This is a genomic window from Frateuria sp. GZRR35 (genome assembly GCF_051900415.1).
Lineage (GTDB): Bacteria > Pseudomonadota > Gammaproteobacteria > Xanthomonadales > Rhodanobacteraceae > Frateuria_A.
The window spans coordinates 156560-183345 of the sequence record NZ_JBHZGL010000004.1 but is presented as its reverse complement, the minus strand read 5'-3'; the positions used below and the strand labels follow the sequence as shown (position 1 = coordinate 183345).

The 26786-nt window shown below is 64.9% G+C and carries 23 protein-coding genes and 2 tRNA genes; 17 read left to right on the top strand and 8 right to left on the bottom strand.

Annotated elements, in window-relative coordinates:
- Positions 1 to 81: 81 nt before the first annotated feature.
- Positions 82 to 660, bottom strand: coding sequence for a superoxide dismutase (locus tag ACFWZ3_RS07085; protein WP_439707033.1), 579 nt, complete (start codon positions 658 to 660; stop codon positions 82 to 84).
- Between the two features lie 113 nt (positions 661 to 773).
- Between ACFWZ3_RS07085 and grxD the strand changes: the two genes are divergently transcribed.
- The 7 genes from grxD (at position 774) to ACFWZ3_RS07050 (ending at position 9724) form a co-directional block, all read left to right on the top strand.
- Positions 774 to 1100, top strand: a complete 327-nt coding sequence (gene grxD / locus ACFWZ3_RS07080) for a Grx4 family monothiol glutaredoxin (protein ID WP_439707032.1) — start codon at positions 774 to 776, stop codon at positions 1098 to 1100.
- Entirely contained in the window at positions 1097 to 1864 is a 768-nt protein-coding gene (locus ACFWZ3_RS07075; protein ID WP_439707031.1) for an SDR family NAD(P)-dependent oxidoreductase, read from the top strand. The genes grxD and ACFWZ3_RS07075 overlap by 4 nt, the downstream gene beginning before the upstream one ends.
- A gap of 131 nt (positions 1865 to 1995) precedes the next feature.
- Entirely contained in the window at positions 1996 to 2592 is a 597-nt protein-coding gene (locus tag ACFWZ3_RS07070) for a YhgN family NAAT transporter (RefSeq protein WP_209620113.1), read from the top strand.
- A 196-nt stretch (positions 2593 to 2788) separates the two neighbouring features.
- Complete coding sequence (locus ACFWZ3_RS07065) at positions 2789 to 4507, top strand: GNAT family N-acyltransferase (protein WP_439707030.1); 1719 nt, start codon at positions 2789 to 2791, stop codon at positions 4505 to 4507.
- Positions 4508 to 4742: 235 nt separating this feature from the next.
- Positions 4743 to 8033, top strand: a complete 3291-nt coding sequence (locus ACFWZ3_RS07060) for a TonB-dependent receptor (RefSeq protein ID WP_439707029.1) — start codon at positions 4743 to 4745, stop codon at positions 8031 to 8033.
- 150 nt (positions 8034 to 8183) lie between these two features.
- Complete coding sequence (ppnN, locus tag ACFWZ3_RS07055) at positions 8184 to 9608, top strand: nucleotide 5'-monophosphate nucleosidase PpnN (RefSeq protein WP_439707028.1); 1425 nt, start codon at positions 8184 to 8186, stop codon at positions 9606 to 9608.
- A 39-nt stretch (positions 9609 to 9647) separates the two neighbouring features.
- Positions 9648 to 9724: transfer RNA gene (locus ACFWZ3_RS07050), tRNA-Asn, on the top strand.
- A gap of 208 nt (positions 9725 to 9932) precedes the next feature.
- Here ACFWZ3_RS07050 and ACFWZ3_RS07045 read toward each other — a convergent pair.
- Together ACFWZ3_RS07045 and ACFWZ3_RS07040 are read right to left on the bottom strand one after the other, a co-directional pair.
- Positions 9933 to 10163 carry a hypothetical protein gene (locus ACFWZ3_RS07045; protein ID WP_439707027.1) on the bottom strand — a complete coding sequence of 77 codons (231 nt, stop codon included), beginning with the start codon at positions 10161 to 10163 and terminating at the stop codon, positions 9933 to 9935.
- Between the two features lie 123 nt (positions 10164 to 10286).
- Positions 10287 to 10832, bottom strand: coding sequence for a GspH/FimT family pseudopilin (locus ACFWZ3_RS07040; RefSeq protein ID WP_439707026.1), 546 nt, complete (start codon positions 10830 to 10832; stop codon positions 10287 to 10289).
- Between the two features lie 151 nt (positions 10833 to 10983).
- Between ACFWZ3_RS07040 and uvrB the strand changes: the two genes are divergently transcribed.
- From uvrB to ACFWZ3_RS07015, 5 genes are all read left to right on the top strand, one after another.
- Positions 10984 to 13014: an excinuclease ABC subunit UvrB gene (uvrB, locus tag ACFWZ3_RS07035; protein ID WP_439707025.1), complete on the top strand. Its 2031-nt coding sequence runs from the start codon at positions 10984 to 10986 to the stop codon at positions 13012 to 13014.
- A 121-nt stretch (positions 13015 to 13135) separates the two neighbouring features.
- A tRNA-Val gene (locus ACFWZ3_RS07030) sits at positions 13136 to 13210 on the top strand.
- Between the two features lie 129 nt (positions 13211 to 13339).
- Positions 13340 to 14128, top strand: coding sequence for a HipA family kinase (locus tag ACFWZ3_RS07025; RefSeq protein WP_439707024.1), 789 nt, complete (start codon positions 13340 to 13342; stop codon positions 14126 to 14128).
- On the top strand, positions 14125 to 14619 hold the full coding sequence (locus tag ACFWZ3_RS07020; protein WP_439707023.1) for a DUF3037 domain-containing protein: 495 nt from the start codon (positions 14125 to 14127) through the stop codon (positions 14617 to 14619). Before ACFWZ3_RS07025 ends, ACFWZ3_RS07020 begins: the two co-directional genes overlap by 4 nt.
- 88 nt (positions 14620 to 14707) lie before the next feature.
- On the top strand, positions 14708 to 15199 hold the full coding sequence (locus tag ACFWZ3_RS07015; RefSeq protein WP_439707022.1) for a hypothetical protein: 492 nt from the start codon (positions 14708 to 14710) through the stop codon (positions 15197 to 15199).
- A 306-nt stretch (positions 15200 to 15505) separates the two neighbouring features.
- Here ACFWZ3_RS07015 and ACFWZ3_RS07010 read toward each other — a convergent pair whose 3' ends face one another.
- Entirely contained in the window at positions 15506 to 17656 is a 2151-nt protein-coding gene (locus ACFWZ3_RS07010) for an EAL domain-containing protein (RefSeq protein ID WP_439707021.1), read from the bottom strand.
- 439 nt (positions 17657 to 18095) lie between these two features.
- On the bottom strand, positions 18096 to 18479 hold the full coding sequence (locus ACFWZ3_RS07005) for a lysozyme inhibitor LprI family protein (RefSeq protein WP_439707020.1): 384 nt from the start codon (positions 18477 to 18479) through the stop codon (positions 18096 to 18098).
- Positions 18480 to 18848: 369 nt separating this feature from the next.
- Between ACFWZ3_RS07005 and ACFWZ3_RS07000 the strand changes: the two genes are divergently transcribed.
- Both ACFWZ3_RS07000 and ACFWZ3_RS06995 read left to right on the top strand, forming a co-directional pair.
- Positions 18849 to 19232: a VOC family protein gene (locus tag ACFWZ3_RS07000; protein WP_439707019.1), complete on the top strand. Its 384-nt coding sequence runs from the start codon at positions 18849 to 18851 to the stop codon at positions 19230 to 19232.
- A 254-nt stretch (positions 19233 to 19486) separates the two neighbouring features.
- Positions 19487 to 20554 carry a sensor histidine kinase gene (locus ACFWZ3_RS06995; protein ID WP_439707018.1) on the top strand — a complete coding sequence of 356 codons (1068 nt, stop codon included), beginning with the start codon at positions 19487 to 19489 and terminating at the stop codon, positions 20552 to 20554.
- 124 nt (positions 20555 to 20678) lie between these two features.
- Here the strand turns inward: ACFWZ3_RS06995 and ACFWZ3_RS06990 are convergent, their stop codons facing one another.
- Both ACFWZ3_RS06990 and ACFWZ3_RS06985 read right to left on the bottom strand, forming a co-directional pair.
- Positions 20679 to 21917 (bottom strand): putative bifunctional diguanylate cyclase/phosphodiesterase, encoded by a 1239-nt coding sequence (locus tag ACFWZ3_RS06990; RefSeq protein WP_439707017.1) that lies wholly within the window; start codon positions 21915 to 21917, stop codon positions 20679 to 20681.
- 12 nt (positions 21918 to 21929) lie between these two features.
- Positions 21930 to 23126 carry an HD-GYP domain-containing protein gene (locus tag ACFWZ3_RS06985; protein WP_439707016.1) on the bottom strand — a complete coding sequence of 399 codons (1197 nt, stop codon included), beginning with the start codon at positions 23124 to 23126 and terminating at the stop codon, positions 21930 to 21932.
- A gap of 332 nt (positions 23127 to 23458) precedes the next feature.
- Here ACFWZ3_RS06985 and ACFWZ3_RS06980 point away from each other — a divergent pair, with 332 nt between their 5' ends.
- Positions 23459 to 24661, top strand: a complete 1203-nt coding sequence (locus ACFWZ3_RS06980) for a serine hydrolase domain-containing protein (RefSeq protein WP_439707015.1) — start codon at positions 23459 to 23461, stop codon at positions 24659 to 24661.
- Positions 24662 to 24725: 64 nt separating this feature from the next.
- Here ACFWZ3_RS06980 and ACFWZ3_RS06975 read toward each other — a convergent pair whose 3' ends face one another.
- Positions 24726 to 25340: a hypothetical protein gene (locus tag ACFWZ3_RS06975; protein WP_439707014.1), complete on the bottom strand. Its 615-nt coding sequence runs from the start codon at positions 25338 to 25340 to the stop codon at positions 24726 to 24728.
- A 276-nt stretch (positions 25341 to 25616) separates the two neighbouring features.
- Here ACFWZ3_RS06975 and ACFWZ3_RS06970 point away from each other — a divergent pair, with 276 nt between their 5' ends.
- Together ACFWZ3_RS06970 and ACFWZ3_RS06965 are read left to right on the top strand one after the other, a co-directional pair.
- On the top strand, positions 25617 to 26123 hold the full coding sequence (locus tag ACFWZ3_RS06970) for a hypothetical protein (RefSeq protein WP_439707013.1): 507 nt from the start codon (positions 25617 to 25619) through the stop codon (positions 26121 to 26123).
- Between the two features lie 146 nt (positions 26124 to 26269).
- Positions 26270 to 26689 (top strand): MAPEG family protein, encoded by a 420-nt coding sequence (locus ACFWZ3_RS06965; protein ID WP_439707012.1) that lies wholly within the window; start codon positions 26270 to 26272, stop codon positions 26687 to 26689.
- The last annotated feature ends 97 nt before the right edge of the window (positions 26690 to 26786 follow it).

The window sequence follows — 26786 nt, the reverse complement described above, 5'->3', positions numbered from 1 at the left end:
GGGCGTGGCTTCGGCCCACCCGCTGGAAAGGGCTGAGGCCCACCCTACGAAAAAGCGGAGCCGATGGCTCCGCTTTTTGTTTCACGCCATGTTGCTGGCGGCAAATTCCCAGTTCACCACGTTCCAGAAGTTCTCCAGATACTTCGGGCGCGCGTTGCGATAGTCGATGTAGTAGGCGTGCTCCCACACGTCGCAGGTGAACAGCGGCTTGTCGCTGCCGGTGATCGGCGTGCCGGCGTTGGACGTGTTGACGATGCCCAGCGAACCGTCCGGACGCTGCACCAGCCAGGTCCAGCCCGAGCCGAAGTTGCTCGCGCCCATCTTGGCGAACTCTTCCTTGAACTTGTCGACCGAGCCGAACGCCTTGTTGATCGCGTCGGCCAGCTTGCCGGTCGGCTCGCCGCCGCCGTTGGGCTTCATCGAGTTCCAGTAGAAGGTGTGGTTCCAGGTCTGCGCGGCGTTGTTGAACACGCCACCGGACGACTTGCGGACGATCTCCTCAAGCGCCATCCCCTCGAACTCGGTGCCCGCGATCAGCTTGTTGAGGTTGGTCACGTAAGCGGCGTGGTGCTTGTCGTGATGGAACTCGAGCGTCTCGGCGGAGATGTGCGGCTCCAGCGCGTTCTTTTCGTACGGAAGGGGGGGAAGTTCGATCGCCATTGAGGGACTCCTTGGGCTTGCAGCTAAGGGGAAGCCGGGCGGGCCTGCCGGGCGGCGGGCCGTGTGCGGCTGGTACACTTGTGGTCCTGCACGCATTGTAGAACCCCCGAGCTATGGACGTTAACGAGCGAATCAAGGCGGTGCTCGCCGATCACCCCATGGTGCTTTTCATGAAGGGCACGCCGCAGTTCCCGATGTGCGGCTTTTCCGCCCGCGCCGCGCAGGCGCTCAAGGACTCGGGTGCAAGCGTCCATGCCGTGAACGTACTGGCCGACCCGGAAGTGCGTGCCGCGCTGCCGCACTTCGCCAACTGGCCGACCTTCCCGCAGCTGTTCATCCAGGGCGAGCTGATCGGCGGCTGCGACATCGTCGAGGACCTGAAGTCCTCCGGCGAACTGGCCCGCATGGCCCTGGACGTCAGCGGCGCGGTGCGCGCATGACGCTGCCGATCGCACGCCTGCCGCAGGACATCGCGCCCGCGGCCGACAGCCTGGCCGGTCGGGTGGTGCTGGTCACCGGTGCCTACGGCGGGCTTGGCCGCGCGGTGTCGCTGGCCGCGGCGCGCGCAGGCGCCACCCTGGTGATCACCGGCAAGCGCAAGCGCCAGCTCGAGCAGCTCTACGACCTGATCGTGGCCGAACACCTGCCCGAGCCGGTGATCCATCCGCTGGACATGGAAGCCGCCACGCCGCGCGACTACGAGGCGCTGGCCGACGGACTGGAGCGCGACCTCGGCCGCCTGGACGGCATCGTGCACTGCGCCGCCAGCTTCGGCGGCCTCACCCCGATCAACATGCACAAGCCGGACGAGTGGCTGCGCACGATGCACATCAACGTGTCCGCACCGTTCGCCCTGACCCAGGCCTGCCTGCCGCTGCTGGCCAAGGCGCCCGACGCATCGGTGGTGTTCGTGCTGGACAACCCGGAGCTGGTCAACCGCGCGCACTGGGGCGCCTACGGCGTGTCCAAGGCGGCACTGGAACGTCTCGTCGAGATCCTGCACCAGGAAACCGACAGCACCGCCATCCGCACGCATGCGCTGCTGCCCGCGCCGATGCGCACGGCGATGCGGCACCTGGCGTATTTCGGCGAAGACCCCAACACCCAGCCGCTGCCCGATGCGGCGGCCGACGCGGCGGTGTGGCTGCTTGGACCTCAAGGCAACGCCGCACGCGGCGCGATGCTGGACCTGCGCCAGCCCTGAGCCCGATAACCCTGTAGAAGCCCGTTTGCGGGCGATGCCTTTCCAGGCCGTACAAAAAGGCATCGCCCGCAAGCGGGCTCCTACAATGCTGTTCCAGTCTCGATAAAAGGAAATGCGCCATGGAAACGCAGATGACCACCCTCTCGGCGGGCATCTTGCTGTTCCTGATCATGGATCCGCTCGGCAACATCCCTTTCTTCCTGAGTCTGCTCAAGCACGTGCCGCCCAAGCGCCGGCGCGTGGTGATGATCCGGGAGCTTCTGATCGCGCTGGGAGTGCTGCTGGGTTTCCTGATCGGTGGACAGCACATCCTCAAGCTGCTGCAGCTGCGTCAGGAGTCGATCAGCATTGCCGGCGGCATCGTGCTGTTCCTGATCGGCATCCGGATGGTGTTCCCGCCGCCGGAGGGCGGCATTTTCGGCAAGCCGGGCGAAGGCGAGCCCTTCATCGTTCCGATGGCGATCCCCGGCGTCGCCGGCCCGTCGGCGATGGCCGCGCTGCTGCTGCTGACCAATACCTCGCCGGGCCGTACCGCCGATTGGGCCACGGCGCTGCTGCTGGCCTGGCTGGCGACCTCGGCAATCTTGCTGTCCTCCACCTATTTGTTCCGCTGGCTCGGCGAGAGCGTGCTGACCGCGCTCGAGCGCGTGATGGGCATGCTGCTGATCGCGCTGTCGGTGCAGATGTTCATGGGCGGCGTGGCGGCGTTCCTGCATATGCAGGTCTGACGCAGGCTGCTTTCGCAGGGCGGGCTTCAGCCCACCATCCCTGTTCCCGCAAAGAACCGGTGGGCTGAAACCCGCCCTGCGGATGTCCGCGATCTACCGTGCGCACGCGCATGTTTGTGTCGTGGTGGCACTCAAGAGCCGTCCTGCGCCTGTCATACTTGGCGTCCAGCATGGGCGAAAACACCAGGAGGCGGTCATGCTCAGCGTCGAACGGAACCTAGTCGAACGCCTGCCATGGCTGGCGCAACATCCGCGGCTCCGCCGGCCGGTAGCCGGTTTGCTTGGGCGCCTGGCCGACGAGGCGGGCTTCAACCGCGTGCTCGATGCCGTGGGCAAGGTCGAGGGTTTCGATTTCGTCGAGCGTGCGCTGGAGGTGCTCGGCGCGAGTTATCACGTCAGTCCGCGCGAGCGCGAGCACATCCCGACCGAGGGACCGGTGCTGGTCGTCGCCAACCATCCATTGGGCATGGTCGATGCGCTGGCGCTGCTGCAGCTGATCGGCTCGGTGCGCCCCGACGTGCGGATCCTGGGCAACGACTGGCTTGCCGCGATCGAACCGCTGCGCCGGCTGTTGCTTCCGGTGGATGTGTTCGGCAAGGGCGCGGCCTCGCGGTTGCGTGGCGTCTACCGCGCGCTGACGCAGGGCAGCGCGTTGATCGTGTTTCCCGCGGGCGAGGTCTCGCGCATGGGGCCGGGCGGCGTGCGTGACGGCAAATGGTCGGACGGTTTTGCGCGGCTGGCCAGGCACAGCCGCGCACCGGTCCTGCCGGTACACGTGGCTGCGCGCAATTCGGCCGCCTTCTACGGGCTGTCGATGCTGGCCAAGCCGCTCAGCACGGCCATGCTACCGCGCGAGGCGGTGGCACCGATCAAGCGGCGGATCGGCCTCAGCGTCGGCGCGCTGATCAGCGCGGAGGAGTTGTTCGAGCGCAGCGGCGATTCGCCCGAGCGGGCCGCCCGGTTGATGCGCCGCCACGTCTACCGCGTCGGTCGGCGGCGCGGACTGATCTTCGGTGGCCAGGTGCCGCTGGCCCATCCTGAGCCGGCCGAACGGGTGGCTTCGGAGCTGCAGGGGCAGGGCGAGAAGCTGGCGGACCTCAGCGACGGCAAACAGGCGTGGCTGTTCAAGGGCGCGGCCGACAGCGCGGTGTTGCGCGAGATCGGCCGCCTGCGCGAACTGACCTTCCGCAAGGTGGGCGAGGGCACCAACGCGCGGCGCGACCTGGACGCGTTCGATCCGCACTACGAACACCTGCTGCTGTGGGACCCGGCCGCGCTGCGCATCGTCGGTTCCTATCGCTTCGGCCATGGCGGGCGGCTGATCGCCGAGCGCGGCCTGGGCGGGCTCTACACCGCAAGTCTCTTCAACTATTCGCCGGCGCTGGAGTCGCGCCTGGCGCAGGGACTGGAACTGGGCCGCAGCTTCATCGCGCCGGCGTACTGGCGCTCGCGCGCGCTGGACCAATTGTGGCAGGGCATCGGCCTCTACCTGCAGCGGCATCCGGAGCTGCGTTACCTGTTCGGTCCGGTGAGCATGTCGGTCAATCTGCCCCGCGAGGCGCGCGAGTGGATCGCCGCCGCGCATCAGCATTATTTCGGCAAGCCCGGCCTGGCCTCCGCGCGGCAGCCGTTCGTGATCTCACCCGGCGTGATCGGGCTGGTGCGCCAGGCCCTCGAAGGTCTGGGTGCGCAGGAGGGGTTGGGCAAGCTCAAGCACCACCTGGACGCGCTGGGCGTAAGCCTGCCGGTGCTCTATCGCCAGTACGTCGACCTGGTCGAGCCCGAGGGTGTGCAGTTCCTGGACTTTGGCGAAGACCCGGGCTTTTCCGGTTGCGTCGACGGCCTGGTGATGCTCGACCTGGCCAACCTCAAGCCCGCCAAGCGAGCGCGATACCTCGGCAAGACCGGCGGCTGAACCATCTCCGCGAAAAGGGGTGAATCGGTCTCGATCTTGTCATAAACTATCGTTAAGTTTGCTTAACAACTGGTTGGTAGATGGGGTGGCCCCATCGCTGCTGGACGATAGCTGCGCCAAGAAGTTAGGGGAAACACAAGCACGCGACGCATGCCTGGCCCGAAGCCTGGCATCGGCATGTTTTTGTTCCGACATCGAATTTTTCCGTTGCAAACCAATACAGGTCGATATAACGATGAACAGTTCAATTCGTGCCAAGGCCCTGCCGTTTGCCATCGCCACGTTGCTGGCGGTGGGCGCGGCGCCTGCCATCGCGCAGAACGTCACCTCCTCGGCGGTTGCCGGTCAGGTGGTCGATGCCGCGGGCCAGCCGGTCGCCAACGCCACCGTCACGATCGTGCATGAGCCCTCGGGCACCACCAAGGTGGTGACTACCGATGCTTCCGGCCGCTACGCCGCGCAGGGTCTGCGCGTGGGTGGTCCGTTCGATATCACCGCGACCAAGTCCGGCCTCGACCAGGGCGAGCAGGGCAACGTCTACCTGCAGCTGGGCCAGACCTCCGCGGTCAACCTGAAGATGGCTGCCGTCGAGGCACAGAACCTCGGTGCCGTGACCGTCAACGCCTCGGCGCTGATGAACACCTTCACGGCCGACAACAAGGGTATGGGCACCAGCGTCTCGCATCGCGAGCTGGTCGCCACGCCGTCGGCCAGCCGCTCGATCACCGACATCGCGCGCCTCGACCCGCGCGTCTCCATCACCGATCCGGGCGACAGCTCGATCTCGATGATGGGCATGAACAGCCGCTACAACTCGATCAGCGTCGACGGCGTGGGCCAGGGCGACCCCTTCGGCCTGAACTCCAATGGCCTGCCGTACGTGGGTTCGCCGATCTCGGTCGACACCATCGACGAGTACAACATCTCCACGGCCAACTACGACGTCACCTCCGACGCCGTGGGCGCCAGCATCGACGCGGTGACCAAGTCCGGCACCAACGACTTTCACGGTTCGGTCTACTACGCCTACCGCAACGCCAACAAGCTGGTTGGTGATCTGGAAGACGAGCCGTACAACGGCTACAAGCGCGACTGGACCGCGGGCTTCACGCTGGGCGGCCCGATCGTCAAGGACAAGCTGTTCTTCTTCGTCAACTACGAGAAGGAGAAGACCGTCGGCCTGGGCGCCGACTCGGCCAACGGCCTGGATCCGAGCCTGGGCAACGGCCCGTCGACCTCCAACAAGGTCTCCCCGGGTGACCTGCAGCGCATCATCGACGCCGCCAACGCGCTGGGCCTGAGCCCTGGCACCTTCAGCGGCGGCAACGTCGACCTGGAAGACAAGCGCTACCTGGCCAAGCTGGACTGGAACATCTCCAACAACCACCGCGCCAGCCTGACCTACCAGCGCACCAAGGAAACCCAGCCCATCGTGCAGGGCAACAGCTCGACCGCGATCGGCCTGACCAGCTACTGGTACACCAAGAACAGCGACACCAAGAACACGGTGCTGCAGTTCTTCGACGACTGGTCCGAGAACTTCTCCACCGAAGCCAAGATCGGCTACCAGCGCTTCCAGCAGGTGCGTTCGGTCGAAACCCAGCAGCCGCAGGTGTTCGTTGACGTCGGCGTGCGGGTGGACGGCCCCGACAGCAAGACCCCGGGCAAGCAGCACGGCAGCACGCCCTACGTCGACCTGGGCGAAGACCAGTACAGCCACTACAACGTGCTGGACGTGAAGACCTGGCGCGGCTTCCTTGCCGGCAACTACTACCTGGGCGACCACACGCTCAAGGGCGGCGTCGACTTCCAGCAGAGCGAGATCTACAACCTGTTCGGCCGCACCCAGTTCGGCGCTTACACCTTCTACGGCATCGACAATTTCGAGAAGGGCATCTACGGCTCGTACAACATCTACCAGCCGGCCGACGGTTACACGCTCGACGACGTGGCCGCCCAGTGGACGCTGCGCCAGTACGCCTTCTTCTTGCAGGACACCTGGCAGGCCAGCGACAACCTGTCGCTGCAGTACGGCGTGCGCCTGAATCTGGTCAAGACGGGTGACAAGCCGGTCTACAACCCGACCTTCGAGCAGGCCTTCGGCTACCGCAACGACAACACCATCGACGGCATGCGCGTCGTCGAGCCGCGCCTGTCGTTCAACTACAACTTCGACACCGAGCGCATGACCCAGCTGCGTGGCGGCGTGGGCCTGTTCCAGTCGAATCCGCCGACCGTGTGGGCGACCAATCCGTACCAGAACAACGGTATGACCACGACCACCTACCAGGTGTACAACGACTACGGCGTGCAGCCTGGCCTGGGTAATACGCTGCCAGTGTTCAGCCCCGATCCTTTCAACCAGAACCTGCCGCCGCCGGCCGGCGCGCAGATGAACGTCGACACCGTCGATCCGAACTTCAAGCTGCCTTCCGTGTGGAAGTTCAGCCTGGCGTTGGACCGCGAGCTGCCGTTCTTGGGCGTGATCGGTTCGGCCGAGTACCAGCACATCGACGTGCGCAACGGCATCCTCTACCAGAACATCAATATCGGCACGCCGACCGGCCAGCTGCCGGACGGCCGCTTCCAGTACTGGAAGACGCCGGGCGAGGCGGGTAGCTCGGGCGATGCCCGTGCCAACCAGAACAAGGCGTTCTCCGGCAGCTCGACGTTGCTGACCAACACCCACAAGGGTTCGGCCGACAGCCTGACGCTCTCGCTGAAGAAGCCGTTCTCCGAGTCCTGGTTCGGCAGCGTGGGCGTGACCCTGGGCCACTCGACCGAAGTGAACCCGGGCACCTCCAGCCAGGCCAGCTCCAACTACAGCAACAGCGTCTGGGTGAACCCGAACGAGGACGTGGCTTCGACGTCGAACTACAACGTCGGCCGCCGCGTTACCGCCGCTCTGACCTGGCAGCATCGCTTCTTCGGTGATTACACCACCGCCATCAGCGCGTTCTATGACGGCCACGAAGGCCAGCCGTACAGCTGGGTGTTCGGCAACGACGCCAACGGCGACTCCTACCGTGGGTCCGACCTGGTGTACATCCCGACGGCCGGTGGCGACTCGAAGGTCGCCTTCGCCGCGGGCACCGATCCGGCGGTCATCCAGCAGTTCTGGGATTTCATCCGCAGCGACAGCTACTTGAACAAGCACCAGGGCGAAATTGCCAAGCGCAACGGCACGCGCTCGGCATGGGTGAACCAGGTCGACCTGAGCTTCCGCCAGGAAATCCCGGGCATCTTCAAGGGCAACAAGGGCGAGTTGCGCCTGGACGTCTACAACTTCCTGAACCTGGTCAACAGCGACTGGGGTCAGACGCACTATGTGGGCTTCCCGTACACGCGTGACCTTGCCGACTATTCGGGTGTGAACGCCCAGGGCCAGTACGTCTATGACCTGCCGACCGACGAGAACGGCAACTACGAGCCGGAACAGAAGATCGTTTACGACGCCGGTCGCAACACCAAGACCAACGTGGTTTCGCGCTGGTCCGCGATGCTGACGGTGCGTTACAGCTTCTGATCCACTGAAGCTGCATCGTCTGGAGCCGGCACCCGCAAGGGCGCCGGCTTTTTTTATGCTTGACCCTTCACGTCAAGGCGCGGGAAGCTACACGGTCCGCCACGGCCCAGGCATCAAGCCGGACACCGTCAGCGGCAGGAGAAGGCAAGCATGAACGACACCCACGCCGGCCGTGCCGGCAAGCCCGCCACCGTCAGCGCGCGCATCTCGCCGGCGGGCGGACTGGACATCCTCTCGCGCAATGAAGTCGCCCGTCTGCGCGACGCCAGCGGCTCGGGCCTGCACGCCCTGTTGCGTCGCTGCGCCCTGGCCGTGCTCACTTCCGGCAACATCAGCGATGACCCGCGCACGATGTTCGAGCAGTATCCCGACTTCGACATCCAGGTGCTGCAGCAGGATCGCGGCATCAAGATCGAGCTCTCCCATGCACCCGCGCAGGCGTTCGTCGACGGACAGATCATCCGAGGCATCAACGAATTGCTGGTCGCGGTGGTGCGCGACATCGTCTACGTGTCGACGCAGCTGGAGCAGGGTGGTTTCGACCTGGACGACACCGTCGGCATCACCCATGCGGTGTTCGAGATCCTGCGCAACGCGCGCATCCTCAAGCCGCACATCGACCCCAACCTGGTCGTGTGCTGGGGCGGCCACTCGATCTCGCGCGACGAATACGAGTACACCAAATCGGTCGGCTACCAGATGGGCCTGCGCGGTCTGGACATCTGCACCGGCTGCGGCCCGGGCGCCATGAAGGGCCCGATGAAGGGCGCCACCATCGCCCACGCCAAGCAGCGGCGGCGCAACAACCGCTACATCGGCATCACCGAGCCGGGCATCATCGCGGCCGAGTCGCCCAACCCGATCGTCAACCAGCTCGTCATCATGCCGGACATCGAGAAGCGCCTGGAGGCCTTCGTCCGCATGGCGCACGGCATTGTGGTGTTTCCGGGCGGCGTGGGCACGGCGGAGGAGATCCTCTACCTGCTCGGCATCCTGCTGCATCCGTCGAACGCCGGCGTCCCGTTCCCGCTGATCTTCACCGGCCCGAAGCAATCCGCCGCCTACTTCGAGCAGATCGACCGCTTCCTCAAGCTCTCGCTGGGCGAGGAAGTGGCGCAGCACTACCAGATCATCGTTGACGATCCGGCCGCGGTGGCGCGCGCGATGGTCAAGGGCATCGACAAGGTGCGCAACCATCGCCTGGACACCAAGGACGCGTTCTTCTTCAACTGGGCGCTGGACATCCCGTTCGCCTTCCAACTGCCGTTCCGCCCGACCCACGAGGCGATGCGTGCATTGGCCCTGCATCGCGGCCGTCCGCGCCACGAGCTGGCCGCGGACCTGCGTCGCGCGTTCTCCGGCATCGTCGCCGGCAACGTGAAGGAAGAGGGTGTGCGCGCGATCGAGGAGAACGGCCCGTTCGACATCGACGGCGAGGCGGACATCATGCGGGCGCTGGACGCCCTGCTGCAGGCCTTCGTCGGTCAGCACCGCATGAAGCTCCCCGGCGGCTCGGCCTACGTGCCCTGCTACCGAGTGCGTGCGGAGGGTGCCGAGACAGCTCCGGCCGCTTGACAGCCCGCGCGGCGCTATTCAAACTACGCAGCTCGCCCCGCCCGAATAGCTCAGCTGGTTAGAGCACTTGACTGTTAATCAGGGGGTCGTTGGTTCGAGTCCAACTTCGGGCGCCATATTGAAAGGCCTTGCAGCGATGCAAGGCCTTTTCTTTGTCCGAATACGGAAATATCCAGACGCCCTGTAGCAGCGCACCTGTGCGCGACCGCCATGCATGGTGATTCCGGGAAATACCCGGTCAGGCGCAGGGGCACTCCGACAGAAGGCGTGCCGTCGCGCGCGGCCTTGTGTGACACAGACTGGTCGAAGGGAGCCGCCGGTCCGTCAGTCGCCAGATGCGTCAGACGACGGCGACGCCTGTTGCGCCAGCATGGTGAACAGCCGGTCCGATGGCGATCCCACGGCCACCATCAGGTCACTATCCGGGCTGCGCACCACGCAGGCCGAGACGCCTGCACTGTCCAGGTGGCGCTGCGCTGCAGCGAGCAAGGGCGCGGCATCCGGCGGCGGTGGCGGCGGTGATGGGCGACGATCCGGCGGTTCTCCGTAAGCCATGGCGCACCTCGGGAAGAAGTCCGCAGCGGTTGTTGCACCAGCGCCGTGAACAGCCGGTATAACCGCAGGGTGGGCATCAGCCCGCCGGCTTCGATGGTCGTCCTCGGCGGGCTGATGCCCGCCCTACGAACAGCTCCCGGCCCGCTCGCCCCGTGGCCGGCTACCACGCACCCGTCCCGAGTTCGACACCACCACTCCAAGCGGCTCCCCGCCGCCGCCCGGAGTGCAGAAGAGCAGGGTGAGGTTGCTTCCACTGGCGCTGCCATCGGAAAGGAACGTCACATGCCGGCGCGATTCGCTGCTCTGGATCACCAGCCGCGTGTGGTTGTCGCCCACGCGCAAGGGTGCGGCGTCCGGCTGGTTGTCATGGTTGCCATCGACGCCAACCAGCCAGCCACCGTCCCATCGGCTCTCGTCGCTGCAATGCACGCGGTCGCGGGTAGGGCAGAACAGTACCCGCGTGCGGCGCAATACCGCCTCGCCACGCGCATAGCCGAGCGCCTCGATGAAATCCATCTGCGCCGACTGCGTCCGCCCGCGACGGACCAGTCCGGCCAACGACGGGCTGGCGATACCGGCCAGAATGGCCAGGATCGCCACCACCATCACCTGCTCGACCAGCGTGACGCCGCGCGTACGGTGGCGCCCGCCTTGCTGCATCCCTGCCATGCCATCGCTCCCTGCGAGGAACGCGCATCATCCTTGGCGCCAGGCCGACCGGATAGCAGCCTGAACGCCGCCATCCCGTGCGCCTGTACTGACAGAGCCTGTCAGCAGGGCGCCTTTAAGATCGGCCCATCCGCCCGCATATCCGTCAGCCATGACCGACCGTTTCCAGCTCGTCTCCCCGTACAAGCCCTCCGGCGACCAGCCGCAAGCCATCGCGAAACTCAGCGAGGGCTTCGAAGCCGGCCTGGCCGCGCAGACGCTGCTGGGCGTCACCGGCTCGGGCAAGACCTACACGATCGCCAACGTGATCGAAAAGGTGCAGCGCCCGACCGTGATCCTGGCGCCGAACAAGACGCTGGCCGCGCAGCTCTACGGCGAGTTCAAGGAGTTTTTCCCCAACAACGCGGTGGAGTACTTCGTCAGCTATTACGACTACTACCAGCCCGAAGCCTACGTTGTCGCCTCGGACACCTTCATCGAGAAGGATTCCTCGATCAACGACCACATCGAGCAGATGCGCCTGGCCGCGACCAAGGCGCTGCTCTCGCGGCGCGACGCGATCATCGTGGCCACCGTTTCAGCCATCTACGGCCTGGGCGACCCGGAGGATTACCTCTCGCTGCGCCTGATCCTCTCCACCGGCGAGCGCATCGACCAGCGCAAGCTGATCCACCAGCTCACCGAATTGCAGTACACCCGCAACGAGATGGAACTGCGCCGCGGCACCTACCGCGTGCGCGGCGAGAACATCGACGTCTTTCCGGCCGAATCGGAAACCGAGGCGCTGCGCATCGAGCTGTTCGATGGCGACGTGGAAAGCCTGTCGCTGTTCGATCCGCTCACCGGTGAAACCATCCGCAAGGTCCAGCGCTACACCGTCTACCCGCGCACGCACTACGCGAGCACGCGCGAGAGCGTGCTCAACGCCATCGAGACGATCAAGGTCGAGCTCAAGGAACGGTTGGAGCAGCTCTACCGCGACAACAAGCTGGTCGAGGCGCAGCGGCTGGACCAGCGCACCCGCTTCGACATCGAAATGATGGCCGAGGTCGGTTTCTGCCAAGGCATCGAGAATTACTCGCGCCACATGACACGCCGCGGCCCCGGCGAGCCACCGCCGACCCTCTTCGACTACCTGCCGCCGGACGCGCTCTTGGTAGTCGACGAATCGCACGTCACCGTCCCGCAGCTCGGCGCCATGTACAAAGGCGACCGCTCGCGCAAGGAAACGCTGGTCGAATTCGGCTTCCGCCTGCCCTCGGCGATGGACAACCGCCCGCTGCGCTTCGAGGAGTGGGAAGAGCGTGCGCCGCGCACCATCTACGTCTCGGCCACCCCGCGCAACTACGAGCTGGAGAAGTCCGGCGATGCCGTGGTCGAGCTGGTGGTCCGCCCCACCGGCCTGGTCGACCCGGAAGTGGAAGTGCGCCCGGTGCGCACCCAGGTCGACGACCTGCTCGGCGAGGCCAAGAAGCGCATCGCCATGGGCGACCGCATCCTCGTCACCACGCTGACCAAGCGCATGGCCGAGAACCTCACCGAATACCTCTCCGAGCACGACGTGAAGGTGCGCTACCTGCACTCGGACATCGAGACGGTCGAGCGCACCGAGATCATCCGCGACCTGCGCCTGGGCGAGTTCGACGTGCTGGTCGGCATCAACCTGCTGCGCGAAGGCCTGGACATGCCCGAGGTCTCGCTGGTGGCGATCCTGGACGCCGACAAGGAAGGCTTCCTGCGCTCCACCGGCTCGCTGATCCAGACCATCGGCCGCGCCGCCCGCAACGTGCGCGGCAAGGCCATCCTCTATGCCGACCAGGTCACCCGTTCCATGCAGGCGGCGATGGACGAAACCAGCCGCCGCCGTGAAAAGCAGATCGCCTACAACGAAGCCAACGGCATCACCCCGCAGACCGTCGTGCGCCGCATTGCCGACATCATGGAAGGCGCCCGCGCCGAGCCATCCGGGCGCGGCAAGGGCAAGGCCGCCAAGGGCGCGCGGGGCAGGGCGGTCGCCGAAGGCGCCGGCGAATACGCCGGCCTGACGCCCGCCCAGGCCGCTGCCACGATGAAGAAGCTCGAGGCGCAGATGTACAAGCACGCGCAGAACCTGGAGTTCGAGGAAGCAGCGAAGCTGCGCGACCAGATCCACAAGCTGCGCGAGCAGGCCCTGCAGAGCTGACACGCTCTGCTCCCTCTCCCCTCCGGGGAGAGGGCTGGGGTGAGGGGCCGCCCTAGCCTCGAACCCACCTGCCCGAAAGGCTTGGCATCCCCACCCACCCTTGCTAAACTTCGCGGCTCTTGGGCGGTTAGCTCAGCGGTAGAGCACTACCTTGACATGGTAGGGGTCACAAGTTCGATCCTTGTACCGCCCACCAAGAGTTGAAACGAAAAGGCCGGCGCATTGCGCCGGCCTTTTTTGCGTTACTGCCTACGTCAATCGGGCTTGTTAAACGACTGGCACGCCTCTTAAAAGTATGTGAAGCTCGCGCAACGGAGCTGGGGGCATGATGCTAGAAACCGTTGACGGAATACGCTATGACGACGATGCGCGAGGTGGCGCAACCCTCCCCTCAATGATGGGTTGCCTCCGCGACGACGGCCAACCTGTTGACGTGTTCGTTAAATGCAGTTGGCAGCAATGCCCAGCCGGTGGACTGGCTCGAGAGGTCGTTGGCTGTCTTCTAGCTCAGCGCCTGGGCCTAGTGGTTGGGCAGCCAGTACTGGTACGGCTTCCTGAGGAATTGACTAGTACTGTGCGCCAGGTTGCTCCGCAGGCTGCCTATCGTATGCAACAGTCAGTCAAACCCGCCTTCGGGTCCGTTGCGCTGGGGTCTGGCTTCTTGCGGTGCGACGGAGTAGACCCGTCCAACAATTTACTTCGCCAAGCCGCAACAGAGATATGGGCGTTCGACCAGCTGATCCTGAACGTTGACAGGAATGCCAGGAAGCCCAACTGTCTGGTGAAGGGCGATGTTCTTGCGATAATTGATCACGAAAAAGCATTGCTGGTAGCGGGCGTAGGCGGTTTCCTCGCGCCAGCTCCTTGGCAGCGGAATTGGAAGTCAGATGATAAACATTTATTTCACACTGCAGCGATCGAGGGTACACGCGACTTAGATAGGCTGCATAAACGGTGGCGCGACATTGGCCCCGAAGAGATACGGAAGATCATCAGTAACGTGCCATTGAGTTGGGGCGTCTCTGAAGTAACCGCTGAGATGAGTGGGTATCTGGTTGATTTGCATCAAAACCTAGATGCGGCGTTTGATAATTTACAGAGGATGGCGGCATGAGCAGGAAGGGATACACGTACTCGATAATTCGGTATGTACACGACGTGTTCTCCGGCGAAGCTCTAAACGTTGGAGTGGTTCTTAGTTCGCCAGATGGTCAGATAGAGGTGCGTGTCCCTTCTTCCCTAGTTCGGGTAAAAAGCGCTTTTCCCGATGCCGACATAAACACGATACGTAACGCGCTTGAAAACCTCACGTTGCGCTTGGACGACGCCGCACCTACTGAGGATTTCAAGTCATTGCTAGAACGGGCTTTGCCGGAAGACGAGTGTAGTCTCCAGCTTTCAGAGCTTGGTGTGGGTTTGACGTCGAGTTTAAAGGACGCTGCTGAGCATCTTCTTGATAGGTTTGTACTGCGCTGTGATCGAGATTTTGAGCATGCGCAAGTGACCGAGAATAAGGAAGATAAGGTTAATTGGCATGCCACTAGCGTAAAGCAAATGACTAGTGCGAATGACGACTGGTATCATGCAGATCTACAAGTAATGTGAGCTGCCCATGACGCTACGACCAGAGCTACAAGAGGCAGTCAAGCGATTGTCCATATCTGACGTCACTCTTAAGGCGCTCAACGCGTCTATGAGCGACAATTTCGATCCCGACGTCTCCCTTGAGGGCGAGGAGCTGTCTTTACAGACAGTCTTTCCTACCTGTAAGTCAATCAGGCAATACGAAGGAGCCGATGATGAAGGCGGGAGACATCGAATAGTTTTCGAGATGTTTGCTGGATTGCGAGTTCTAGACCTGAAGGGCATGAATCCTCAGGAGCTGACGGCCGAAAGCCTAGCGGAGCTGGTGTGCGCGCGCGTGGAGTGTCATTTCTTCGTTAAATATGATTTTCAGGTCGATGCAGATAATCGACCATTGGATGAAGAGTGCCTCGCCCTTTTTGCCCAACACAATGTGCCGTTTAATGTGTGGCCCTATTGGCGAGAAATTGTTCAATCAGCTTGCGGTCGTATGGGCCTCCCGCGGATTGTTTTGCCACCCCATCGGCTACAAAAAAGCGCCACGGTAGCTGTCAGTAAAGGCTCGAGCAATTCGATCGGCCCGGCATCACAGCACGGTTGATAAAAAAAGGGGGCTGAGCTACCCCCGCTTTCTCGGACGGTCGAATTAAGCATCCTTAGCCACTCTCTCAAAGGCCTCGGAAACAAAGGTGCCAGGGACAATTCCCGCCCACAAAAGGCGTCGGAGGGAATTAAATTCCGCGCCTGTCGGGGCTTGAGCGGACTTGGCCTGTCCTGCCGGTGATCTGCGCCGAAAGGGCAGAACCAACAGAACCAACAACGAACAAACAACGGTGCCAGGGACAATTTCGCCTCACGACAGGGGCCGCCCCAACAAAGGGGACGGGAAAAGTTAAGTCAGTCGCACCTACGCGTTCCCACTTTCCGGGGGGCTCGGAATCAAGGCATCCGTGATTTGCGCAGGCGCCATCGCAGGCGCGTAGAACCATCCCTGCGCAAGGTCGCAGCCGATCTCTCCAAGCAGGGCGGTCTGGGGTTCGGTTTCCACGCCTTCGGCCACGACCGTCAGGTTCAGGGCGTGCGCCATGGCGACGATGGCGCCGATGACTTCGACGGCGGCCGGGTCTTCGGGCGCGCCTTCCAGGAAGCTCTTGTCGATCTTGACCACGGTGACGGGCAGGCGGCGCAGGTAAGCGAGCGAGGAGTAGCCGGTGCCGAAGTCGTCGATGGCGATGTGCACGCCCAGGGCCCTGATGGCCTCGAGCGTGGTGACCACCTCGGCTTCGGTCCCCACCAGTGCGCTTTCGGTGATCTCCAGTTCGAGCAGGTCGCCGGGCAACTGTGCGTGTGCGAGTGCGGATTCCACCGCCGCGACGAGCGGGCTGGTCAGTTGCCGGGCGGAAAGGTTGACGGCCATGCGCAGCGCCGATGCGCCCGCGGCCCGCCAGAGGGCCAGTTGTTCGCACGCGGTCCTCATCACCCACTCGCCCAGTTCTTCGATGAGACCGAGTTCTTCCGCGCACGGGATGAACTCGCATGGCGGTACCAGCTCGTCGCCCCGACGCCATCGCAGCAGGGCCTCCACGCCCTTGATCCTGCCGGTGCGCAGGCAGTGCTGCGGCTGGTAATGCAGTTCGAATTCGCCACGCTGCAATGCGTGGCGGATGGCTGCGCCCATGGTGACGAAGTGGCTGGCCTGGGCGCTCTGGCTGGCGCGGTAGAAGCTGATGGCGTTGCGCCCGTTCTGTTTGGCGCGTGACATCGCCGTGTCCGCGTTCTTCAGCAGCGCCACCCCGGTTTCCCCGTCGCCCGGGTACAGGCTCACGCCGACACTTGCGTTGAGGAACACCTCCTCGCCAGCGATGAACAGGCCGCGGGCAACCGCCTGCCGCGCCTGTTCGGCCAGGGCGGTGACCTGGCCGACGTCGACCGCGCGCAAGGTCAGCACGAAGTCGTCGCCGCCGAGCCGGGCCACGGTATCGCCGGGGTCGGCAAGTGCCTGGAGCCGGTCGGCCACCTGTTTCAGGAGTTCGTCCGCGAGCGGGTGGCCGAAGCGGTCGTTGATCCGCTTGAAGTTGTCCAGATCGATGAGCAGCACGGACAGCGCGATGCCCGGCTGGCCCAGGGCGTGGTTGATCCGGTCGAGCAGCAGGTGCCGGTTCGGAAGGCGGGTAAGCGGGTCGTAGTGGGTGAGGAACCGGAGATCGCGCGTGCGTTTCCTGACCGCTTGCCGCAACGAATAGACCCATGCCAGCAACAGGACACCGACCAGCGCAAGCGCCGATGCTGCCATCTTGAAGCGTTGTGCGTAACCGGTCAGGTCGACGCGTTGGCCCATCCATTTGTCGTGCAGTCGTTCGCGCTCCTGCGGGGTGATCCTCGCCATGCCGTCCTCAACCAGGGCGAGCGTCGCGGCGTCACCTTTGCGGACACCGCGGCGGAAGCGGTCGCTGTAGAAGTCGAACGCCTTGACGAAATCGTCCTGCGCGTGCAGCCGGTAGAGGTAGTACTCGGCCGGTGAGCGGTCCATGCAGAAGATGCGGATGTCGCCCCGGCGCGCGGCGTCGATGATTTCGCTGTAACCGGTGTACTCCCGCATGCTCGACGCGCCTGCCTGGCGCAGCCGTTCGACGCACGCGTCGCCGCGCTGGACGCCAACCACGAACCCCCTGAGGCCGGAAGCGTCGGCGATGCCGGTCAGATTGCGATCGGCATAGATACCTGTCTCCACCGTGGCGAAGGGACGCGTGAAATCCAGCGCGGCGGCGCGCTCGGGCGTGCGGAAGATCATGTCGATGACGTCGGCCCGGCCGGACTGCAGGCGTTGCTGGGCGTCGGCCCAGTTGGTCGCTGTCAGTTGCACTTTGATGCCGGTCTTGCGCTCCCAGAGCTTCCACTCGTCGACGGCATAGCCCTGTGGCTGGCCGTCGGGACCAATGAACAGGTAGGGCGGGTAATTGTTGTCGCCGACGACCCGTAGCGTCCGGGTGGCGGCAGCAGCGGCGAACGGCAGGCAAAGCGCCAGCAGGCAGGCTGCAAACGTGGGCAATTTCGTCACGCCGTCCCCTCGTCCCTGATCCGCAAACAGTTAACCCACGAATGGTCGTGGGTCAACATGGGCCTTCAGGTGGCGCGACGGAGGATCGAAACATCGGAAGGAACGGAAACGGGTTCAGGTCCACTTACGTCGGGAAACAGCTGCCGGCCACGAAACCGGCAAAGGCCTGAAAGTGCTCCCGGTAACTTCCACACGCGAAACGCATGTTCCTGGAGGCCGCCGTGGCACGGTGGTCACGGCGGACACACCCGTCTCGGTAGTGATACCAGCCTTCGGATGCGGCCGTCCCTTCGGCTACGTCCGTGGTGGCGCCGGTGCAAAACGGGGTTACAAAACGGGGTCAGGTTCACTTAGTGGGCGCCCTTTCGACGAATCGGGGGATGAAGCCGGCCGCAAGAAGGAAACGAAAGCCGGCAATCTTCCCCCTGCGCCTTTCCTCTCAACTCTCGGGATGAATTGTCTCGAGCTTTTCAAGGCAAGTCTGTTGGCTGAACCGCCTCTCCTTTTCCGGCATCTGTCGGATGCACTCGATGATGCTGGACACGAGCTGGATGCGGTTGCTCACCCGGCTTTCGTCACACAGGACTGCATACGTGGTTTGCCAGGACCCGCCAGCTTCGGTCAAAACACCCTCCAACTGGCATTGCGCACGCCGATACGCAACCCAGGCGCTGTAGTCTCCCTTGATGGCGGTAATCAAGCGCTCGTCCTCGAAGCCTTCGGTTTGGCTCTTCTCCACGAGCGCGACCAGGGCTTTCTGTAGCGTATCGAGGTGCTTCTGCGCGCGAGCCAGCCTTTGTCTCGCTGCGAGCCCTTCATGCATGGCGCTTCCCGTGGGCCAGCATTCAGGCCGGTCGGTGCATCCAGCGTCTTGGCCGGCCAGGCCCATGCTCGCAAGGGAGAGAGCTAGCGCAATCAGCACCTTAGGCATTGGACGACCTCTTCTCTCAAAAGAACGCCCTTGTTTACCAGTAAAGCTTGTCGTCGGGAGCAGTTGCCAGTGTTCGCCCATTGATCTCCCTGCGTGCGCGAGGTCGCACTGCGTTTCGTGAAGAAGGTAGCCAACGGGTAATCAATGGCGACGGGAAGCGAATGCAGAAGGGCGGCTAACGGTGTCAGGCTTACTTGCCCGCCGGATCCGCAGCTATTTGCCTGGGATAGGAAACCGGCGAGGAAGGTGTGAGGAGTGTCGATGAAACGAACCTGGACGATCATTGGTGTGGCCGATGTAGCTCGGAGCTTCCGTTGGTATCGCGCGCTCTTCGGGCAGCAGCAGGGTAAGCCGGCACACGACTACTTCGGGCAATTGCTCGATGACGACGGTGCCGTCCTGCTGTGCCTGCACAGGTGGGGCTCCCACGATCATCCGACGCTGCGCAGCGCAAAGCGGGCTGAGCCCGGCAACGGGCTTGTGCTGTTCTTCCGCGTGGACGATTTCGATCGGACGCTGCGCGACGCCAGGAAGCTCGTTGATCAGCTTGCCGACGAGCCACACCTCAACCCGGCCACCGGAACGCGGGAGTTTGCCCTGCGCGATCCGGACGGCTACTACGTGATGGTCAATTCGCTGACCTGAAAGGCATGGATTGGGCTCCGCTCCCCGCATCTGTGGGCAGTCCCGCCTTGGCTATCGCCCGGGGAAACAGATGTAGCCCTCGTGCAGCCCCTTTCCGGGTGGGCCACTCCGGCCGGACGCCTGCTCGGCTTTTCCCCGGTCGCTCAACTTGTCACCATGGGGCCTTGGCCGCTTTACAGGGTGGTGCGCATCGCATGGTGACCATGCCGATGGGGCCGGCTTTGGCGGTGAGTCCGGTGACTGGTGGAGATGGCATGGCCCTGCTCGATCGAGGCAACGAAGATCCGTTCGGTTTTGTGCCGGGCCAGGGCCCGATGGCGCGTGCCGTGCGGGCCTTCGACTGGGCGGCGACGCCGCTCGGGCCGGTGTCGGAATGGCCGCTTGAGCTGAAGACCGCCACGTCCGTGGTGATGGAGTCGGCCTTTCCCAGCGCGCTGACCTGGGGGCCGGAGCTGATCACCATCTACAACGATGCGTTCAGGCCGATCTTGGGGCGCAAGCCGGAGGCGCTGGGGCGGAGCTTTCGCGACATCTGGGCCGAGGCCTGGGACACCATCGGGCCGATCGCGCAGCGGGCGCTGGCCGGGGAGTCGACCTTCATCGAGGACTTCGAGCTGGAGATCGAGCGGTTCGGCCGGCCCGAGGTGGCGTGGTTCACCTTTTGCTACAGCCCGGTGCGGCTGGCCGACGGCACTGTCGGCGGCATGCTGGACACGGTGGTGGAGACGACGGCCACCGTGCGCGCCCGGCAAGCCGCAGAGCTGATGCGCCAGGAACTGGGCCACCGCCTGAAGAACACCCTGGCGATGGCCCAGTCGATCGCCTGGCATACGCTGCGCAAGTCCGCCGGGAGCGACGCCATGGAGGCCTTCCAGGCGCGTCTACTGTCCCTTTCGCGCGCCCACGAGCTGCTGTTGCAGCAGCAGCACGACAGCATGGATCTGGGCGAACTGGTCAGCGCGCTGTTGCCGCTGCACGGCAACCGTTTCGCGATCGATGGACCGACCGTCCACCTGAACGCGCAGATCGCGGTCGCGCTATCGCTGCTGCTGCACGAGCTGGCCACCAACGCCGCCAAGTACGGTGCACTGTCGTCCTCGTCGGGATACGTCGGGTTGTGCTGGCTGGTGGAGGACGACGAACTGCTGCTGCAGTGGCGCGAGCATGGCGGTCCGGCCGTGCAACCACCCGGCAGCACGGGGTTTGGCACTCGCCTGATGGACATGGGGCTGCCCGGTTCGGGCCGGGTCGAGCGGCGCTATCCCGGCACCGGCGTGGAGGTGGATCTTCGGGTGCCACTGCGCGAGCCGGGTTGGGAATAGGGCTCGAAAGGACAAGCCCACGACCGTCTGTTACATGGACGAACGGTCGATTTCCAGGCGGGGATGGGGCCCTTTCCCGGTCAAGAGCAGGCCGAGGCGGCAAGCCCGCGCGGGGTTGTCAGCGCTACTTTGCGGCTTCCTTCTGGCGTGCGACGAAATCGTCCGCCGGCTCCGGGCGGCCCAGGTGGTAGCCCTGGCCGTAATCGCAGCCCATCGACATCAGCAGGTCTTGAGTGGCCCGGTCTTCCACGCCTTCGGCGACCGTGGCCATGTCCATGTGGTGCGCCATCTGGATGATCGACTGCACCAGCTTGGCGGTGCGCGGGTCGTGGGCCACGTCGCATACCAGTGAGCGGTCGATCTTCAGTTCGGAGGCAGGGAAGCGGCGCAGGTAGGCGATCGATGCGTAGCCGGTGCCGAAGTCGTCGATGGCGATGCGGGCACCGCGATCGCGCATGCGCCGCATCGCCTGCGTGATCGCGTCCAGATCGTTCACCAGCGCCGTCTCGGTGATCTCGGCCACGACCACGCTGGGCGGCAGGCCCCAGATTTCCAGCAGGTCCATCAACTGTTCCACCAGGCCGGACTTGGCGAACACGCGCGGTGAAAAATTGATTGCGAAGGTGAGCGCTGGCGCGGCCCGCAGCTGGGCCGCGTGGCGCAGCGTGGCGCCGATGCTCCAGCGGGTCAGTGCCTGGATCAGGTCGCTCTTTTCGGCGAACCCGACGAAGCTGGACGGCGGGACCAGACCCTGCCGCGGGCTGGTCCAGCGCGCCAGCGATTCCACCCCGGCGATGGCGCCCCGCTGCAGGTCCCACACCGGCTGGAAATACGTGCTCAGCCGGTTGGCTTCGATTGCCTCGCGCAATTCCTCATAGACGATCTCGACCTGCGTTTCGCATGGCTCGTGAAGCAGGCACGAGTCGCCGCGGGCGTGGGCGGCGGCCAGCGCCAGCTCCGCCCGGCGGCACAACAGGTCCGGCGTGTCGGCGTGGTCGGGACAGAGCGCCACGCCCATTTCCGGACGACCCTGCAGGGGATAGGGCAGGTCGAGCAGCGGGCGCTCGAAGGTCTGCACCAGTCGCGCCGCCGCCAGCAGCACATGGTTGTGGCTGTGCAGCCTGGGAAGCACCAACGCAAAGCGGTCGTCGCCGGCACAGAACACGCGGTCGATCGGCCGCAGCGCGGCGCGGATGCGCTCCAGCGCGTGCTGGTATGCCTCTTCGCCGATCGCGTAGCCGAAGCGCAGGCTTACCTCGCGCAGGCCCTCCACGCGCAGCATCATGACCGCCGTGTGGCCGTCGGTGGCCGACTGCGGCAACCGGGCTTCGATGGCCTCGAAGATGTCAGCGCGGTTGAGCATCGCGCGCCAGGCTCATGTGGCCACGAACAGGTCGGAGGTGTCGATCGGGCAATCGCCCGGCGCCAGGCTGCGCACGATGTTGATCGCGCCGGATGTCTCGTGATTCATCAGGTCGATCACCTGGAAATCGTTGACGCGCTGCTTCTGCGGCGTGCTCAGCAGCACGACTCGCGGGCGAAGCCGGCGTGCCTGGTTCTGCGCCATGACGACGGCGATCTCGCCGCTGCTCAGCTCCACCAGCGATCCGGTGGGGTAGACGCCCATGCAGACCTGGAACTGCTCGACCAGCTCGTCCTGGAACAGCCGGTCGCGCTCGGCATAGATGTGGCGCAAGGCGGCGTGGCGCGAGATGGCGGCACGGAAGGGCCGTGGGCTGACCATCGCGTCGTAGGTATCGACGATGCCCAGCATGCGGCCGGGCAGCGGGATCTGCGAGCCCATCAGGCGCGCCGGGTAGCCGCAGCCGTCATAGCGCTCGTGGTGGTGGCGCACGATGTCGAGCACGTCCGGATCGACAATGCGCGAATCGGCAAGAATCGCGATGCCTTCGAGCACGTGCGAGCGCACCGTTTCCATGTCTTGCATCGACAGCGGGCCGGGATGCTCCAGCAGCTCGCGCGGCAGGCGTGCCTTGCCGACGTCCATCAACAGGCCGCCGGCGGCCATGCTGATGATGGTCTCCTCGGCGAAACCCATGTGCCGGCCGAACGCCGCGGCCAGCGCGCTGCAGCTGATGGCGTGCCGGTAGCTGTAACTGTCGTGGCCACGAAGGCCCTCGACCCAGAAGAACGCGTCGGCATTGCGCAGCACGCTGGCCACGAGCGGGCGTACCGCCCGTTCCACGTGTTCGGCGGACAGCTCGCGGCCGGAGGTGACGTCCTCGAAGATCCGGTCGAGCATCGCCGTGGCGTTGTCCAGGGCCTCCTGCGCATGCGGCAGCTCGGTGGCCATCGACACCGCGCTGGCGTAACGGGTCGATGCATTGAAGCGCTGGGTCGACACCTGCGAGCGGGTGAGCACCGACGCCTGCGTGGCCGGGTCGGTCACCAGCCGCCTGGCGTCGATGTAGACGCGCTCGCAGTACGCGCTCAACGCCTGGATGCTTTCCATGCTGGTCAGGGCGAGCCCCTGCAGCGGAAACGGGGTCTCTTCCCACGGCCGGTCGAGCCGGCACACGTACATGCCGACCTGCAGGTCGGACACGTCCATGCAACGTTCCTCCAGCTCATAGGTCATAAGGCATACCGCGCGTGGCTGGCGATCGACATGGTTCGGGAATACTGGCGGGCATCGAGGAAAACGACCCGGATGTGGCGTCATGGGTCGCACCCGTTGCATCGGCGTTGCTGCCGGTTTCTTTAGGGAGCGAACCCCGGCGAAAGGCCGGGTGGGGGGCGGTGGCAGGGGGTTCAGCGGGCCTTCTCCCCGACCGTGGCGGTCGGAGCCCGGGGTCGGTGAACTCCCGTTTCCGCGACCCAGTCCCTTGGAGAAGTCCAGTCAGCCGTAAAATGGCGGACCCTGCATCGCGTTGGCCTTCCTCCATGTCCTTGAACCGCCTCGTCCGCCTGTTCGCAGGCATCCTTTGCCTTGCCGTTTCGCTCCCGTCGATCGCGGACCAGGGCGCCCAGACCATCGGGCAGCAACGCGAGGGCGTGCTGTTCTGGAGCCAGGCGCAGCGCGAGGCGCGTTTCCCGCGGATGTACGAGATGTTCCCGAGCGACCGGGCCGCGCATGGCGCGCATGTCCACGCCCTGCCACAGGGGCGGCCGCTCTCGGTGGAAGGAAAGGACACGCCGGCCTGGCTCGCCGGCTACATGCGGCGTTACCACATCGCGGGCGTGATGGTGCTGCAGGATGGGAAGGTGCGCCTGCAGCGCTATGCGCAAGGCTTCGGCCCGCAGCAGCGCTGGACGTCGTTCTCGGTGGCCAAGTCGGTGACCTCGACCCTGCTCGGGATCGCCCTGCAACAGGGCCATATCCGCAGCATGGACGACACCCTGGGCACCTACATCCCGGAGCTGCGCGATAGCGCGTACGAGAACGTTACCGTGCAGCAGTTGCTGACGATGACCTCCGGCGTGCGCTGGAATGAGGATTACGCCGACGCCAGGTCCGACGTGGCGCAGATGTACCTTGGCGCCTGTGTCGATGGCCGCGCGCACGTGTTGTCGTACCTGGCCAGACTCCCGCGGCAATGGCCGGCCGGCACGCACTGGAACTACAACACCGCCGAGACCGACTTGCTCGGCATCCTGGTGCAGCGGGCCACGCACCGGTCGTTGGCCGCCTATCTCGCGCAGACGATCTGGCAGCCCTACGGCATGGCTGACGATGCGTACTGGATCAAGGACGAGTGCGATGGCAGCGATACGGGCGGCAGCGGCCTGTCCGCCACGCTGGCCGATTACGCGCGGCTGGGGCAGTTCATGCTTGGCGGCGGTCGCATCGACGGCAAGCCGGTGATCGCCAGCGCATGGCTGCAGGGCGCCGTGCGGCAGCAGACCGGTGTCGACGAGCCGGATCGCGGCTACGGCTATCTGTGGTGGACCGACACCGACGGCAGCTATGCGGCGATCGGCATCTTCGGCCAGATGGTGTACGTCGACCCTGCGCGCAAGCTGGTGATCGCCCAGGTCGCTGCGTGGCCGCAAGCCACCAGCAAGGCGCTGGTGGCGGCACGTCGCGCGTTTGTTGCCGACATCAAGCGTGCGGTGGATGGCGAACAGGTGCAGTCGGCGCCGTGATTCCGGCGGACGGCGCGGGGTGATCGTCGTCCGGCGCCTCGCGCTGGCCAGGCGGACGACGGGCTTACCGCACCAGGTTATTCAGGAACGTCCGCCTGAAACGGTTGGAGGGGTACTCGCCAGCGTCCTGGTAATGGGGATGCCGGGTTACCAGCAGCACCAGGTTGGCGGCGTCCTTCTCTTCGATGCCGTACGCGCCGGTGCGCAAGGCCTTGGCCGCAATGCGTTTGGCTTCGCGGTAGATGCCGCTGCCGTTCTTGGTGTTTTCGCTCAACGGCACGGGAATGTCGGGCGTGGCGCGGGCATCGCCCAGGGTGCGGGTCAGGAAGAAGGCTTGCGCAAGGTACGCGACCGCCTCGTCCTCGAAGCCGGAATGCGTGCCGATGGCGCGCATGTCCAGGATCGCGTGCGTGCATTCGTGCAGGATCAGGCCCTGGTCGTGCGTCGAGGAGAAATTGGCCGTCGGTGCGATTTCCAGCCGGTCCTGATCCTGTCGATACGACGCGGCCGCGTCCTTGTTCACCGCCGAGCCGATCTTGATGTCGCCGCGGGCGACGGCGTCGGCGACATCCGTGCGATAGGCGCCTGGCCAGATCTTGTACCCGCGAAACTTGAAGTTCACTGCGGTGATGGCGGCGTTTCCCTTGAGAAACCGCACCACTTGATCGCGTGTATTCATGGCTGTCCCCGCTTGTCCTCCACAAGGCACGCATGGGATCGCGAACGGCGGGGTGGAAGCTTGATGCCCGCCTCAAGAACTCTTACGAAGTCTTATGTGAGGCGTGGCAAGGGCCCGGACGGCGCCATGGCGCCGGAGGACGCCCCAGGCGGACCTCGTTCGTGTGACGCCCGTTCGGGCGCGAGGAAGTCCATACGGGCACGCACGTGGCCCGGCACCTGGTCATTTGGGCATACTTCGCGCCGGCCAAGAGGGCCGGATCGAGGGAATGACACGATGAGGAAGATCATGACGGCCGCGCTGCTGGCCTTCGGCATGCTGCAGGCGGCACAGGCCGCCGATGCCGTGCATGTGCAGCGGCCGGTGCCTTTCAACGAGGACGCCGACGTGCCGGGCGCCGTCAAGCGCGAATGCAAGCTGGACGAGCAACTTTCGGATTTCGTGGCGCAGTACGCGCGCGAGAAGGGGATGACCGTCGACTTCGCCCCGCAGGTCACCGCGACCTCGCCGGGCCAGTCGCTGGTCATGGAGATCACCGACGTCGTGTCCGAAGGCAACGCGTTCCTGGGCCACCACAAGTCGGTGACGGTCAAGGGCAAGCTTTACCGCGACGGCAAGCTCGCCGGCAGCTTCAAGGGGCGGCGCAATTCGATGGGCGGCGCGTTCGGCGGGTTCAAGGGTTCATGCTCGGTGCTCGGCCGTTCGGTCAAGGCGCTGGGTGAGGACATTGCCGGCTGGCTGGCCGCGCCGCGCGAGGACGCCCTGCTGGGCGATCTGGAGTAAGAAAGGCGAGTGGCAACCGGAGGGGCGTGCATGACCACCTCGCCGGTTGCCTGCCCGAGGCCCTCCGTTGGCGCGGAGGCCCCGGGCGACGCGGGCCGGCGCGCCGGTTCGCAGCGTGAACCCCTGTCTGCTTCCAGGAGAGTGCCATGACCACGTCGTCCAGCACGATCGCGCTTGCCGGCTTCATCACCTGGACCTTGTTGCTGCTTGTGCTCATGGAGGTCATCCGCTCGCAGCTCGTGCTGCGGGGCAAGGTGCGCGCCGACCGGTTCACTCCCGACAACGCAGGCCTGTCGCCTTTCATGCAACGGCTGGCCAGGGCGCATGCCAACGGCGTCGAAGGCCTGCCGGTCTTCGGTGGCCTGCTGCTCGTGGCCATCGCTACCGGGCGTTCGGCCATCACCGACCCGCTGGCCTACCTTTTTCTCGGCGCGCGCATCTTCCAGTCGCTCGTGCACCTGGTATCGGTCGGCCCCGTGGCCGTGACGATCCGCTTCAGCGCCTTCGCCGTGCAGATGGGGATCGGCCTGTACTGGGCGATTGCGCTGCTGGTGTCCCTTCGATAGCGCGCGTCACGGGTGGCGCTGCGCCCGTTTCACCGCTGCCGGTTTCGGCGCGCGTCACCTGGGAGCGCGCATCTGCCGCCCATGACCTGCGAGGTCA

Bases quoted from the DNA above. Each gene is read 5' to 3' on its own strand.
- ACFWZ3_RS06975 (WP_439707014.1), bottom strand. From the start codon at position 25,340: ATGAATACACGCGATCAAGTGGTGCGGTTTCTCAAGGGAAACGCCGCC.
- ACFWZ3_RS06970 (WP_439707013.1), top strand. From the start codon at position 25,617: ATGAGGAAGATCATGACGGCCGCGCTGCTGGCCTTCGGCATGCTGCAG.
- ACFWZ3_RS07085 (WP_439707033.1), bottom strand. From the start codon at position 660: ATGGCGATCGAACTTCCCCCCCTTCCGTACGAAAAGAACGCGCTGGAG.
- ACFWZ3_RS06965 (WP_439707012.1), top strand. From the start codon at position 26,270: ATGACCACGTCGTCCAGCACGATCGCGCTTGCCGGCTTCATCACCTGG.
- ACFWZ3_RS07020 (WP_439707023.1), top strand. From the start codon at position 14,125: ATGAGCAGGAAGGGATACACGTACTCGATAATTCGGTATGTACACGAC.
- ACFWZ3_RS07060 (WP_439707029.1), top strand. From the start codon at position 4,743: ATGAACAGTTCAATTCGTGCCAAGGCCCTGCCGTTTGCCATCGCCACG.
- ACFWZ3_RS07015 (WP_439707022.1), top strand. From the start codon at position 14,708: ATGAGCGACAATTTCGATCCCGACGTCTCCCTTGAGGGCGAGGAGCTG.
- ACFWZ3_RS06990 (WP_439707017.1), bottom strand. From the start codon at position 21,917: ATGCTCAACCGCGCTGACATCTTCGAGGCCATCGAAGCCCGGTTGCCG.
- ACFWZ3_RS07025 (WP_439707024.1), top strand. From the start codon at position 13,340: ATGATGCTAGAAACCGTTGACGGAATACGCTATGACGACGATGCGCGA.
- ACFWZ3_RS07000 (WP_439707019.1), top strand. From the start codon at position 18,849: ATGAAACGAACCTGGACGATCATTGGTGTGGCCGATGTAGCTCGGAGC.
- ACFWZ3_RS06980 (WP_439707015.1), top strand. From the start codon at position 23,459: ATGTCCTTGAACCGCCTCGTCCGCCTGTTCGCAGGCATCCTTTGCCTT.
- ACFWZ3_RS06995 (WP_439707018.1), top strand. From the start codon at position 19,487: ATGGCCCTGCTCGATCGAGGCAACGAAGATCCGTTCGGTTTTGTGCCG.
- ACFWZ3_RS07040 (WP_439707026.1), bottom strand. From the start codon at position 10,832: ATGGCAGGGATGCAGCAAGGCGGGCGCCACCGTACGCGCGGCGTCACG.
- ACFWZ3_RS07065 (WP_439707030.1), top strand. From the start codon at position 2,789: ATGCTCAGCGTCGAACGGAACCTAGTCGAACGCCTGCCATGGCTGGCG.
- ACFWZ3_RS07075 (WP_439707031.1), top strand. From the start codon at position 1,097: ATGACGCTGCCGATCGCACGCCTGCCGCAGGACATCGCGCCCGCGGCC.
- ACFWZ3_RS07005 (WP_439707020.1), bottom strand. From the start codon at position 18,479: ATGCATGAAGGGCTCGCAGCGAGACAAAGGCTGGCTCGCGCGCAGAAG.
- grxD (WP_439707032.1), top strand. From the start codon at position 774: ATGGACGTTAACGAGCGAATCAAGGCGGTGCTCGCCGATCACCCCATG.
- ACFWZ3_RS07070 (WP_209620113.1), top strand. From the start codon at position 1,996: ATGACCACCCTCTCGGCGGGCATCTTGCTGTTCCTGATCATGGATCCG.
- ACFWZ3_RS06985 (WP_439707016.1), bottom strand. From the start codon at position 23,126: ATGGACGTGTCCGACCTGCAGGTCGGCATGTACGTGTGCCGGCTCGAC.
- uvrB (WP_439707025.1), top strand. From the start codon at position 10,984: ATGACCGACCGTTTCCAGCTCGTCTCCCCGTACAAGCCCTCCGGCGAC.
- ppnN (WP_439707028.1), top strand. From the start codon at position 8,184: ATGAACGACACCCACGCCGGCCGTGCCGGCAAGCCCGCCACCGTCAGC.
- ACFWZ3_RS07045 (WP_439707027.1), bottom strand. From the start codon at position 10,163: ATGGCTTACGGAGAACCGCCGGATCGTCGCCCATCACCGCCGCCACCG.